The 12338-nt window shown below is 68.5% G+C and carries 10 protein-coding genes and 1 tRNA gene; 5 read left to right on the top strand and 6 right to left on the bottom strand.

Annotated elements, in window-relative coordinates:
* Positions 1-88: 88 nt before the first annotated feature.
* The gene (locus tag CGU34_RS01070) at positions 89-1729 is read right to left on the bottom strand and encodes a SulP family inorganic anion transporter (protein ID WP_100812983.1); all 1641 of its coding nucleotides are present in this window, start codon (positions 1727-1729) and stop codon (positions 89-91) included.
* Positions 1726-2091, bottom strand: a complete 366-nt coding sequence (locus CGU34_RS01065; RefSeq protein ID WP_100812982.1) for an ArsR/SmtB family transcription factor — start codon at positions 2089-2091, stop codon at positions 1726-1728. The genes CGU34_RS01070 and CGU34_RS01065 overlap by 4 nt, the downstream gene beginning before the upstream one ends.
* A gap of 99 nt (positions 2092-2190) precedes the next feature.
* On the opposite strand from CGU34_RS01065, the gene CGU34_RS01060 reads away from it, so the two are divergent.
* Positions 2191-3000, top strand: coding sequence for a TrmH family RNA methyltransferase (locus tag CGU34_RS01060; protein WP_100812981.1), 810 nt, complete (start codon positions 2191-2193; stop codon positions 2998-3000).
* A gap of 23 nt (positions 3001-3023) precedes the next feature.
* Here the strand turns inward: CGU34_RS01060 and CGU34_RS01055 are convergent, their stop codons facing one another.
* Entirely contained in the window at positions 3024-3890 is an 867-nt protein-coding gene (locus tag CGU34_RS01055) for an SGNH/GDSL hydrolase family protein (RefSeq protein ID WP_100812980.1), read from the bottom strand.
* A gap of 160 nt (positions 3891-4050) precedes the next feature.
* On the opposite strand from CGU34_RS01055, the gene CGU34_RS01050 reads away from it, so the two are divergent.
* The gene (locus tag CGU34_RS01050; RefSeq protein WP_100813205.1) at positions 4051-5883 is read left to right on the top strand and encodes a DEAD/DEAH box helicase; all 1833 of its coding nucleotides are present in this window, start codon (positions 4051-4053) and stop codon (positions 5881-5883) included.
* A 145-nt stretch (positions 5884-6028) separates the two neighbouring features.
* Entirely contained in the window at positions 6029-7120 is a 1092-nt protein-coding gene (locus CGU34_RS01045) for a VIT1/CCC1 transporter family protein (RefSeq protein ID WP_036296160.1), read from the top strand.
* On the opposite strand, the gene CGU34_RS01040 is transcribed toward CGU34_RS01045, so the two are convergent.
* Both CGU34_RS01040 and CGU34_RS01035 read right to left on the bottom strand, forming a co-directional pair.
* Complete coding sequence (locus CGU34_RS01040; protein WP_306342076.1) at positions 7121-8767, bottom strand: peptide chain release factor 3; 1647 nt, start codon at positions 8765-8767, stop codon at positions 7121-7123.
* Between the two features lie 109 nt (positions 8768-8876).
* Positions 8877-8962, bottom strand: a tRNA-Leu gene (locus CGU34_RS01035).
* Between the two features lie 80 nt (positions 8963-9042).
* On the opposite strand from CGU34_RS01035, the gene CGU34_RS01030 reads away from it, so the two are divergent.
* Together CGU34_RS01030 and CGU34_RS01025 are read left to right on the top strand one after the other, a co-directional pair.
* On the top strand, positions 9043-10371 hold the full coding sequence (locus CGU34_RS01030) for a M20/M25/M40 family metallo-hydrolase (protein ID WP_100813204.1): 1329 nt from the start codon (positions 9043-9045) through the stop codon (positions 10369-10371).
* A gap of 66 nt (positions 10372-10437) precedes the next feature.
* Positions 10438-11268 carry an undecaprenyl-diphosphate phosphatase gene (locus tag CGU34_RS01025; protein WP_100812979.1) on the top strand — a complete coding sequence of 277 codons (831 nt, stop codon included), beginning with the start codon at positions 10438-10440 and terminating at the stop codon, positions 11266-11268.
* A gap of 127 nt (positions 11269-11395) precedes the next feature.
* Here the strand turns inward: CGU34_RS01025 and CGU34_RS01020 are convergent, their stop codons facing one another.
* Entirely contained in the window at positions 11396-12259 is an 864-nt protein-coding gene (locus tag CGU34_RS01020; RefSeq protein WP_100812978.1) for a PAC2 family protein, read from the bottom strand.
* Positions 12260-12338 lie beyond the last annotated feature (79 nt).

The following is a 12338-nucleotide window of genomic DNA, read 5'->3' as shown; positions in this document are numbered from 1 at the left end:
GCGCGAGGGTGCCCGTTCGTGATCGCGAGGGTGCCCGTTCCAGCCGCGAGGGTGCCCGTTCGTGATCCCGAGGGTGCCCCTTCCGGAGTTAGGGCTCCCGGACGACGTGGCTGCGGGCGTGCTCGATCGCCGCGGGAAGATCGACGAAGAGGTGATTCTGGTGCCGGAGCGACCCCAGCACCCCGACGGTTCGGAAGAGCTCGACGTGCCCCTCTCGCACGCCCTTGATCAGCACGGTCACGCCGCGGCGCTCGAGTTGTTGCACGATCTCGCCGAGCACGTGGGCGCCGGTGGCATCGACGAGTTCGAGCTGAGACATCCGCAACACCACGACCGACACGTCGTCGAGCGACGTCACCTCGGCCAGCACCCGGTCGGCCGCGGCGAAGAAGAGCGGGCCATCGAGACGGATGATCGCTATGCGCTCGTCGCCGGGTTCCGGGTCGCCGAGGATCGGTTCGCGCTGGACGCCGGTCGCGCGAGCGAGCCCACGGAGCGCGAAGATCGCCGCGACGATCATGCCGATGACGACGGCGACGATGAGGTCGACCGAGACCGTCACGATCGCCGTCACGATGTAGGCGACCGCGTCCGCTCGTGTCGAGCGCAGGATCGAGCGGGCCGTCGCGAGGTGGACCATCCGGATGGCCGTGACCATGAGAACGCCCGACAGTGCGGCGAGCGGGATCGCGCCCACGGGGCCCGCGACCGCCACCACGACGAGCAGCAGCACAAGCGCGTGCACGATTGCGGCGAGGCGCGTTCGAGCCCCGGCGCGGACGTTGACGGCCGTCCGTGCGATGGCCCCGGTAGCGGGCATCCCGCCGAACAGACCTGATCCGATGGAGGCGAGTCCCTGTCCGAAGAGCTCACGGTCGGGGTCGTACGGTCCCGTGTCGGCGAGGGATGCGGCGACCCGGGCGGACAGGAGGGACTCGATCGCTGCGAGGGCCGCGACCGTGAGAGCCGGGAGCAAGAGGCTCGAGAGGGTACCGATGTCGAGTGCGGGCAGGCTCGGCACCGGGAGCGAGGCAGGAAGGGCGCCGATCACGGCGAGGGGGTCCGACACGACGAGCGTCAGCAGCGTCACCAGGATCACACCGACGAGTGAGCCGGGGATGGCCGGATGCAGGCGGGGGAGCAGAAGCATGCATCCCGCGACGATCACGACGGCGCCGAGCGCCCAGAGCAGGTAACCGAGATCGGCCGAGGCCAGCGCGTCGAACGCCGCCAGGACCACATTCGTGTGCGAGCCGCCATGCGTCGCGGGTCCGGTCAGAGCGGGCACCTGCTGCAAGAAGATGATGACGGCGATTCCGAGGGTGAAGCCCTCGATGACCGGCCAGGGGATGAACGACACCGCACGGCCGAGCCGAGCGATCCCCGCGATCACGACGATGACCCCCGCCATCAAGCTCACGATCGCGACGGCGCCCATACCGTTGGACGCCACGATGGGGGCGAGCACGACGACCATCGCGCCGGTCGGTCCCGATACCTGCACGTTCGACCCGCCGAAGACCGCGGCGATGACACCCGCGACGATCGCCGTGATCAGGCCCGCCGCGGCGCCCGCGCCCGACGATATGCCGAACCCGAGAGCCAGTGGAAGCGCGACAATGCCGACCGTCACGCCGGCCAGCAGGTCGCGGCGCCAGCTCTTCGGGACTTCCCGGTAGTCGGCACGTGATGGCAATAGCGCGCGCACAGCATGCAGCGCGCGGATCATGAGGATGCGCCGAACGACGGCAGCTCGGCGACGTCGTCAGCGCGCGCACCGTCCTCGGCGACCAGCGCGGCGAGGAGTCGACGGGCGATAGCCAGGAGTTCTGCGACCTCGGGCCGCGCGAGGCGGTAGTAGACATTGCTGCCGCGGCGCTCGGACGTGACCAGTCGGTGCCGTCGCAGCACCGACAGGTGTTGGGACAGGTGGGAAGCCTCGAGCCCCGTGCTCGTCTGCAGGTAGGCCACGGTGTGTTCGTCGCCGTCGGCCAGCAGCTCGAGCATCCGGATGCGTAATGGGTGCGACAGGCCCTTGAACAGCCCCGCCTTGACTTCGTAGAGCGGCCGTTGCGACTGAGGTAGTGACATGATCAATCCATCATATCGCGCGAAGGGGCACCCTCGCGGGTGAAACGGGCACCCTCGCGGGTGGAACGGGCACCCTCGCGCGGTGGGTAGGTTGGGAACGTGGCTGTAGAGCGGGTGACGGATGCTTCGGACCCGCGCCTTGCGGACTACCGCGACCTGACCGATGTCGCCCTCAGGCGGGTGCTTGAGCCCGAGGGCGGGCTGTACATCGCCGAGTCCGCGAAGGTCCTCGCGCGCGCCCTTGTTGCCGGGCATCGCCCGCGGTCTGTCTTGACGCAAGAGAAGTGGCTCGGTGACGTCGAAGACCTGCTGGGAGCGGACGACGCGACCCCCGTGTACGTCGTGGATGCCGAGCTCGCCGAGAGCGTGACCGGCTACGCCGTGCACCGGGGGCTGCTCGCGTCGATGCATCGGCCCGCAACTCCCTCGGTACAAGAAATTCTCGCCGACGCCCGTCGGGTCGTCGTGCTGGAAGACCTCGTCGATCACACCAACGTCGGGGCCGTGTTCCGCGCCGCCGCGGGCATGGGGGCAGACGCCGTGCTCGTGTCGCCGCGCTGCGCCGACCCGCTCTACCGGCGCAGCATCCGGGTCAGTATGGGAACGGTCTTCCAGGTGCCGTGGACGCGCCTGCCGGCCTGGCGTGAGGGCGCTGAGCTGCTGCACGAGGCAGGGTTTCACATCATGGCGCTCGCCCTGTCTGAGGATGCCGTGTCGCTCGATGACTTCGTCGAGAACCCGCCCGAGCGCGTGGCAATCGTGCTGGGCGCGGAGGGCGACGGCCTCTCACGCCACGCGATCGCCGCAGCCGACTCGACCGTGACGATTCCGATGACCGGCGGCGTCGATTCGCTGAACGTCGCCGCCGCCAGCGCGGTCACCCTGTGGGCCCTGCGCATCCGCTCGTAAACCCGGCTACCGAGTCCGACTGATCAGACGGTCTTCCCTGGCTGCGCGTTCGGATCTTGCCCGGGCGCGAGGATTTCCATCGGCAGCGGTTCGGGGCGCTTTGCCGTGACGTTGTCTCCCGACGACTGGTGCCGGAGGCGCCGCAAGACCCACGGAACCAGATGTGAGCGAGCCCACACGAAGTCCCCGACGCGCGCGGTGCGCCAGGTCGTGCTCGGGAACGGGTCGGGCTGCATGGGGACGAGGTCGTTCGAGACGTTGAGCGTCCGGAGCACCATGCGAGCCACTTCGTGATGGCCGAGGGGGTTCAGGTGAAGGCGGTCGGCGTCGAAGAAGCGGGCGTCCTGGATCTCTTTCAGCCCCCACTGGTCGGCGACCACGCAGTCGTACCTGTCGGCGATCGCCCGAAGGTTCTCGTTGTAGATCGCGATCTTTCCCCGCATGGCGCGAAAGACCGGCTGCCAGCCGACGTCTATTCCCGTGAAGATGACGATCGTCGCGCCGCTCTGTGAGAGCCGTGCAACGGCGTCCTCGAACTGCGCGGCGACCGCGTCGGGGTCGGCGCCGGGACGGATGATGTCGTTTCCCCCGGCACACAAGGTGACCAGGTCGGGCTTGAGTGCGAGGGCGGGTTCGACCTGTTCGGCGATGATCGGCGCGATCAGCCGCCCGCGCACCGCGAGGTTGGCATATGCGAAATCGGGCACCTGCGAACCCAACACCTCGGCGACACGGTCCGCCCACCCGCGGTACCCGCCGTCGAGTCGCGGCTCGGGGTCGCCGACGCCCTCGGTGAACGAGTCGCCGATCGCAACAAATCGACGCCACGGGTGCGTCGGCTGATCCGTCGCATCCGGGGTGGGAAGGTTTTCGGGTTCGTGCGCGGGCATAGGACCTCCTCGCTTGTCGACCGTTTTCGACCATACCGCGCGGGGCTGACATCGCTGGGGCCGTCGAGCTCACTGCGCGGGGCCGGGTGTCGGCGGGTTCGTCTATCGTGGTCAGTCGTGCGTTCGGGCGAGCGGATGCCGATGCGGGAGGGGTGTGCAGGTGATCGAGGAGCAACCCGGTGCGCACGTCGGCAGCTTCGCGGCCGAGCACCTGTCGCCCTCGTATCCGCAACGCGCGCCCTGGGGTACGGCGCAGGCGCTGCGCGCGTGGCAGGCCGAGGCCCTCGACATCTACTTCGCGCTCGACGGCCCCGACGGTGTCGGAAATGGTCCGCGCGACTTCCTCGCGGCGGCGACGCCGGGCGCAGGCAAGACGACGTTCGCCCTCCGTCTGGCGACCGAGTTGCTCCGTCGTCGGGTCATCTCCCGCATCGTCGTCGTCGCCCCCACCGAGCATCTGAAGACGCAGTGGGCGGATGCTGCGGCCCGCGTCTCGCTGCGGCTCGATCCGAACTTCAGCAATCGGCACGCCATGCCGTCGAGGCAGTACCACGGCGTCGCCGTGACCTACGCGCAGGTGGCGGTCAAGGCATCCGTCCACGAACGCCTGATCATGGATGCGCGCACGCTCGTCATCCTCGACGAGGTCCACCACGGTGGCGACGCGCTGAGCTGGGGTGATGCGCTGCGTGAGGCCTATGGCCGCGCGACCCGCAGACTGCTGCTGTCGGGCACACCCTTCCGGAGCGACACCGCTCCGATCCCGTTCGTGGAGTATGCGCCGAACGAGAAGGGCATTCGCCTCTCGCGTACCGACTACAACTACGGGTATCGCCGCGCGCTCGAAGACGGCGTGGTGCGGCCCGTCATGTTCCTCGTCTACGCCGGCAAGATGCGCTGGCGCACGCGTGCCGGCGACGAGATGGAGGCGTATCTCGGGCAGGACAACACGAAAGACATCACCGCTCAGGCCTGGCGGACGGCGCTCGACCCGAACGGTGACTGGATACCCGCCGTATTGCGCTCCGCCGATCGACGCCTGACGGAGGTGCGCGAGCAGATTCCGGATGCCGGGGGGCTGATCATCGCGACCGATCAGACCGCGGCGCGCGCCTACGCCGCGATTCTGGAATCCATCAGCGGCGAAACGCCGACGGTTGTGCTGTCGGACGAGGCCGAGGCATCCGCCCGCATCGAGCAGTACGCGAACTCGACGTCGCGCTGGCTGGTGGCCGTACGCATGGTGTCGGAGGGCGTCGATGTGCCGCGCCTCGCCGTCGGGGTCTATGCGACATCCGCGTCGACGCCCCTGTTCTTCGCGCAGGCGATCGGACGTTTCGTGCGTGCGCGGCGCCGTGGCGAGACCGCGAGCATCTTCCTGCCGAACGTGCCGCAGTTGATCGCGCTGGCCGGCGAACTGGAGCGTGAGCGCGATCATGCTCTCGATCGCGACAGCGACGGCGATGACGAGTGGGCCCTCGACGAAGACGCCATGGATGCGGCCGAGCGCGAAGAATCCGCGTCTGACGCCCTCACGCAGGAGTTCACATACCAGGCGCTCGGATCCTTCGCCCACTTCGACCGCGTCATGTTCGACGGGCGAGAGTTCGGCCAGCTCGCCGTCCCCGGCACCCCCGAAGAGGAGGAGTTCCTGGGTCTTCCGGGTCTGCTCGAGCCCGAGCACGTGCACGAGTTGCTGATGCAGCGCCAGGCGCGGCAGGGCAAGCACCGGAGCGTCCGCGAGGCCGCCGAAGCGGCGTCGGGCGATGAGCGTGCCGCGGATGCACCTCCGCCTGCCCTGCACCGGACCCTGCGCGAGCAGCGCCAACTGCTGAACAGCCTGGTCGGCCTGTACGCGCGTCAGGCGGGCGAACCGCACGGACTCGTGCACGCCGAACTGCGGCGTATCTGCGGCGGTCCCGCCGTGTCGCACGCGACGGTGGCCCAGCTGCAGGCGCGCATCGAGGTCCTCCGCCGCCGCGTCCACTCCTGATCGCGGCTCGCCTCACCGAGTCCGCTTCGGAGGCCCGAAATGCTGGCAATACCGGCGATCGGCGGTCGTCGATGACCGGCGGTGGATAGCGTTGAGCGGGTTCCCACCCTCTCTACTCCACCGTCCCCGTCGTCCTGGAGGCCCTATGAGCGCGCCCGCGCCGACACCGACCGCCGCCGACAGGCGACGATGGATCCGGTACCTCGTCAACGAACGTGCGGAAGCGAGCGTCTACCGGCACCTCGCCGCGCGACGCGAGGGCGAAGAGCGCGAGATCCTGCTGGCACTCGCGGAGGCCGAGGGGCGGCACGAGGCGCATTGGCTGGCGCTGCTCGGCGGCGAACCTGCGCGCCTCCCGAAGGCTGACCTCGAAACACGCGTGCTCGGATGGATGGCCCGGCGCTTCGGATCGATCTTCGTGCTCGCTCTCGCACAGAACGCGGAGGGCCGGTCGCCGTACGACAGCGATGCGGCGGCGACGCCCGCGATGCGCGCCGACGAGAAGATCCACCACGAGGTCGTGCGAGGCCTCGCGGCGCGAGGGCGGCGACGGTTGTCCGGGACTTTCCGCGCGGCGGTGTTCGGGGCGAACGACGGCCTGGTCAGCAACCTCGCCCTGGTCATGGGTATCGGGGCGACCGGCGTGGCACCGCAGTTCGTACTGTTCAGCGGCATCGCGGGACTGCTCGCCGGCGCACTGTCGATGGGAGCGGGGGAGTTCGTGTCCGTCCGGTCGCAGCGAGAACTGCTCGCGGCAACCGAACCCAACGGGTACGCGGATGATGTACTGCCGGACCTCGACCTCGACGCCAACGAGCTGGCGCTCGTGTATCGCACGCGAGGAATGGCGATCGGCGAAGCCCTCGAGCGCGCTCGCCTGACGGTGGAGGCGGCGCGCGCCGCGGACCGCTCGACGCCGTTCGCGGTTCCTCGGGAGGCCGCGGGGGAACACGATGTGGTGGGCGGCGCGTGGGCAGCGGCGGGCTCGAGCTTCCTGTTCTTCGCGTCGGGCGCGATCATCCCGGTGCTGCCATGGATCTTCGGACTGTCGGGCGTCGCCGCGGTCGCGCTGGCCCTGGCGCTGGTGGGAATCGCCCTGCTTGCGACGGGGGCGATGGTGGGGCTGCTCTCGGGTGGACCGCCACTCCGACGCGCGCTGCGCCAGCTCGCGATCGGGTTCGGCGCTGCCGCGGTGACCTACGTGCTTGGTCTGGCGTTCGGCGTGTCGATGGGCTGATTACCGCCCGACGACGACCCGGTCCGCGTCCAACGCAAGCCCCGGGATGTCCTTCTCCAGCGAGCGCAACTGCCACTCGGTGCGGAACAGGGCGAGCCGCTGCGTCTTCCGCATCACGATCTCGCAGTCGCGTCGGGACGCCAGGGCGGCAGCCGTATCGGCGTCGACGAGTCGGGCGACGGTGTACGGCAGGTCGGTCAACCGAATCTCGACCCCGAACTCCGAGGCCATGCGTCCCGAAAGCACCTCGAACTGCATCGCACCGACCGCGCCGAGCACGGGATTCTGGGGTCCACGCTTCTCGGAGTCGAGGAGCTGCACGACACCCTCTTCGGTCAACGCCGTGATGCCCTTGCGGAACTTCTTCGCGGTGCTGACGTCGACGGGCGACGCGAGCGCGAACAGCTCGGGGGTGAACGAGGGGATGCCCTCGAACTCGACCCGGTCTTCCGAGTAGAGCGTGTCGCCGGGTCGCAGGTGCGTGGCGTTGACGAGCCCCACGATGTCGCCGGGCCACGCGGTGTCGACGGTGTCGCGTTCTCGACCGAACATCTGCAAGGCGTACTTCGTCGCGAATGGGCGGCCCGTCTGTGCGTGCACGACGGACATACCTCGCGTGAAGATTCCCGAACAGATGCGCATGAACGCGACCCGATCGCGGTGTGCGGGGTCCATGTTGGCCTGGACCTTGAAGATCTGTGCGGAAAAGGGCGCATCGACGGGACGGGGCATCCCGTTCACGTTGATTCGCGGCGTCGCCGAGGGCGCGGCACGGCAGACGAAACGCAGCAACTGCTCGACGCCGACATTGCGGACGGCGGCACCGAAGAACACGGGCATGCCGGTCAAATCCGCGAAGGCCTCGGCGCGGAACTCTCCACCGTCGAGTTCGACCAACTGTGCCTCTTCGACGGCGGTCTGCCAGTCGTCCCCGAGCATCCCGGCGGCGTCCGTCGCGGGATGCAGCTGGATCCGCGGAAGATGAGCGTTGCCGTCGACGTGCTCGAACGTGAGGAGTTCGCCAGATACGACATCACGCAAACCGAGGAAGCGTCCGGCCTCACCGACGGGCCAATTGAGCGGCATCGGCTGACGCGACGTGACGCGCTGGAGCTCGTCGAGGAGGTCGAGGGGGTCACGGCCAGGACGGTCCCACTTATTGACCATGACGATGATCGGGATGCCGCGGTTACGGCACACTTCGAATAGCCGGAGCGTCTGGGCCTCCATGCCCTTCGACGCGTCGATCAGCATGACTGCCGTGTCGACGGCGGAGAGCACCCGGTAGGTGTCCTCCGAGAAGTCCGCGTGGCCCGGTGTGTCCACGACGGTCACGACGACGTCCTCGACGATGAACTGAATCGCCGCCGAGCTGATCGAGATCCCGCGCGCCTTCTCCATCTCCATCCAGTCGGAGACCGTCGAGCGTCGCGTCGACTTGCCGTGTACCGCACCCGCCTCGGAGACGGCGTGCGCGTTCAGCAGCAGCGACTCCGTCAGAGTCGACTTGCCGGCGTCGGGGTGGGAGATGATCGCGATCGTCCTCCGGCGCTTCGCCTCGTCGACTACGCGCCGCTTCGCCTCGTGGACCACGCGAGGGTCCGCCGGACGATGGTCGGCAGGTCCGGTCTTTTCTTCAGATGTCACGATGCTCTCGATTTTAGGCGACGGGGGCGGTGCCGCGCTCCGCGAGCGGGCGTTCAACGAAGAAGGCCCCGGATCTGAAATCCCAGATCCGGGGCCTTCTTTACCGCTGTGCGCGAGGGGGGACTTGAACCCCCACGCCCGTTAAAGGGCACTAGCACCTCAAGCTAGCGCGTCTACCTATTCCGCCACCCGCGCATGGGTGAGCTGCTTCCGCAACCGAGGATCGAGACTATCACGACTCGGCCGACTACCCCGACCCGGGTAGCGTGGTCGGCATGCCCGGAGCCGATGCGTCCTCTTCGCCGTCCCCCTCCGGGCAGCATTTGCCCGAAGTCGCCCGGATCGCGCGGGATCTGATCCGCTTCGATACCTCGAACTGGGGTGGCGGTAGGGCGAACGGCGAGCGCGAGGCGGCCGAGTATGTCGGTGCGTACCTGGAAGCCCTCGGGCTGGCGGTCGACTATTTCGAGCCCATCCCGAAACGCACGAACGTCCACGCGCGGATCCCGGGCCGTGACGCGTCCAAACCTGCCATGATCCTGCACGGGCACCTCGATGTCGTGCCCGCTCCGCCCGAGGGTTGGAGCGTCGATCCCTTCGCCGGTGAGGTGCGCGACGGAATGCTCTGGGGCAGGGGAGCGGTCGACATGAAGGACATGGATGCCATGATCCTGACCTCGATCGCCGACATCCTGCGCGCGGGGCGACAGCCCGAACGCGACGTGATCGTCACGTTCTTCGCCGATGAAGAGAACGGCGGTGTCGAGGGCTCGCAACTTGTCGTCGATCAGCGTCCCGAGTGGTTCGCGGGCGCGACCGAGGCGATCAGCGAGGTCGGGGGCTACTCCATCTCGGTCGACGACCACCGTGCGTACCTGCTGCAGGTGGGCGAGAAAGCCCTGATCTGGATTCGGCTGATCGCTCGCGGTCGCGCCGGCCACGGATCGCGTCTGCATCCCGACAACGCCGTCACGCGCTTGGCCGAGGCAGTCGCTGTTCTCGGCCGCACGCAATGGCCTGTGCGGCTCACGGCGACGACGACACAGCTGCTCGAGGGTCTCGCTGCCCTCACCGGAACCGACACGAGCGACCCGGACATGCTCGCGGCGCATGCGGGCCCGGCCGAGGGATTCCTGCGCTCGACCTTTCGTACGACGACCAACCCGACCGGGCTCACCGCCGGCTACAAGCACAATGTGATCCCGGACCATGCCGAAGCCCTGATCGATGTGCGCGTACTCCCGGGCACGGAAGACGCGGCGCTCGCAGACATCCGGCGCATCATCGGTGACGACATCGAGATCGAGATCGTGCACGCCGACATCGGCCTGGAAGTCCCGTTCTCCGGTTCGTTGGTCGACGAGATGGTCGCCGTGCTCGGCGAGCACGACCCGGGCGTACCCGTCATCCCCTACCTGATGGGAGGCGGCACCGACAACAAGGCCCTCGCGGCACTCGGCATAGCCGGTTTCGGTTTCGCGCCGTTGCGCCTCCCCGCCGACCTGGACTTCACCGGTATGTTCCACGGGATCGACGAACGCGTGCCGATCGAATCGCTCGAGTTCGGGCAGCGCGTGCTCACCGATCTGATTCGCCGATACTGACTTACGGATGCCTCGGTCAGAGGCCATCCTCATCCTCCCGTCACGACCCCGCACCGGAAGTTGCCCATGCAATTCATCGAAGCCCTCATCCTCGGCGTCGTGCAGGGACTCACCGAGTTCCTGCCCATCTCGTCGAGCGCGCACCTGCGCATCCTCGGCGAGTTCCTGCCGTCGGCGACCGACCCCGGGGCGACCTTCACCGCCATCACGCAGATCGGCACCGAGGCCGCGGTGCTCGTGTACTTCTGGGGCACGATCGTCCGCATCATCTCGCGCTGGGCGCAGTCGCTGGCGGGCAAGGTACCCCGCAACGACCCTGACGTGCGGATGGGTTGGCTCATCATCATCGGCTCCGTGCCGATCGCGGTTCTCGGATATCTGTTCCAGGACACGATCCGCGGCACGTTCCGAAACCTCTGGCTCGTCGCGATCGTGCTGATCGTGTTCGGTCTGCTGCTCGGTGCCGCGGATTACTGGGGTCGCCGCACGCGCGAACTGAAGGACCTCACCTACCCGCACGGTCTGGCGCTCGGATTCGCTCAGGCGCTCGCGCTCATTCCGGGCGTATCGCGCTCGGGCGCGACGACGACGATGGGTCTGACGCTCGGCTACACCCGTCCCGCGGCTGCCGAGTACGCCTTCCTGCTCGCCGTGCCCGCCGTGTTCGGGTCCGGGTTCTACGAGCTCGTGCAGAGCTTCGAGGGCCCGAGTGGCCCCTACAGCCTGTTCGACACGGTCGCCGCGACGATCGTCGCGTTCATCGTGGGCCTCGCGGTCATCGCGTTCCTCATGCGGTACCTCAAGCGCGGCAGCTTCCTGCCGTTCGTGATCTATCGCCTGCTGCTGGGCGGCGCCCTGATCGTTCTGCTGTCGATGGGCGTGCTGCAGCCGTACTGACCCGCGCCCATTCATCCGCGAACGGACGCAACACGCCGCGAGAACACGAGCCGTACGGCGTGTCGCGTCCGTTCGCGAGTGGCACGACGAGACGGTGAGTGATCGGCGGGCGCGTTAGCGGCGAGCGTCAGCGGCGCGGATCGTCGCGGCCGGGCTTGGACGGCCCGTCGCCGCCCCGGCGCAGGTAGCGCTCGAACTCCTGAGCGATGGCGTCGCCGGATGCCTCGGGCGAGTCCCATGTGTCGCGGGTGCGCTCGAGCTGGCGGATGTACTCCGTCATCTCTTCGTCGTCGGCGGCAGCGGCGTCGATGGATGCCTCCCACGTCGCCGCCTGGGTCGGCAGATCGCCCCGCTCGATCGGAGCACCCGCGACATCCTCGAGACGATCCAGCAGAGCCAGCGTCGCCTTCGGCGAGGGAGTGTGTCCCGCCACGTAGTGCGGCACGCTCGCCCAGAGTCCGACGGCCGGGATTCCGGCCTCTTCGGCCGCGGCCGAGAGGACCGAGAGGATGCCGACGGGCCCCTCGTAGGTGCTGCGTTCTAGCCCGAGGCTCTCGCGGATGCGTTCGTTGTCGGTGCCGGCGAAGACCGAGATGGGGCGCGTGTGCGGTACATCGGACATCATCGACCCCAGGCCGACGATGCCGGTGATGTCTTCGCGCAGGGCGACGTCGACGAGCTCGGCGGCGAACGCCTGCCACGCGCGGGCGGGTTCGACCCCCGTCAGCAGCCACAGCTGCGTGCCGCGCGTGCGCTGGGCGGGTCGGAGGATCGTCGCCTCGGGCCAGCGCAGCGAGCGTCGCCCTTCGGCATCCATGGCGACCGACGGACGCGTGTACTGGTAGTCGAAGTAGAGCTCGGGATCGACCGAGTGAACGGGTTCGAACTCGCCCGCTCCACGCAGCACGCCGAGGGCAGCCGACGCCGCCTCACCCGCGTCGTTCCACCCATCGAATGCGACGACGAGCACTCTGCGTCCGAGACCTTCCACCGCGCCTCCTCCCACCGCGCCTCCTGGGCGTGCGGCCCACGCGAGGACGGATGTCGCCGCGAGGAATCTCTCCAGGATA

It is taken from the genome of Microbacterium lacus, from assembly GCF_002812805.1.
Lineage (GTDB): Bacteria > Actinomycetota > Actinomycetes > Actinomycetales > Microbacteriaceae > Microbacterium > Microbacterium lacus_A.
This window is presented reverse-complemented; position numbering and strand designations above follow the sequence as displayed.

Bases quoted from the DNA above. Each gene is read 5' to 3' on its own strand.
- CGU34_RS01070 (WP_100812983.1), bottom strand. From the start codon at position 1,729: ATGATCCGCGCGCTGCATGCTGTGCGCGCGCTATTGCCATCACGTGCC.
- CGU34_RS01065 (WP_100812982.1), bottom strand. From the start codon at position 2,091: ATGTCACTACCTCAGTCGCAACGGCCGCTCTACGAAGTCAAGGCGGGG.
- CGU34_RS01055 (WP_100812980.1), bottom strand. From the start codon at position 3,890: ATGCCCGCGCACGAACCCGAAAACCTTCCCACCCCGGATGCGACGGAT.
- CGU34_RS01030 (WP_100813204.1), top strand. From the start codon at position 9,043: ATGCCCGGAGCCGATGCGTCCTCTTCGCCGTCCCCCTCCGGGCAGCAT.
- CGU34_RS01045 (WP_036296160.1), top strand. From the start codon at position 6,029: ATGAGCGCGCCCGCGCCGACACCGACCGCCGCCGACAGGCGACGATGG.
- CGU34_RS01025 (WP_100812979.1), top strand. From the start codon at position 10,438: ATGCAATTCATCGAAGCCCTCATCCTCGGCGTCGTGCAGGGACTCACC.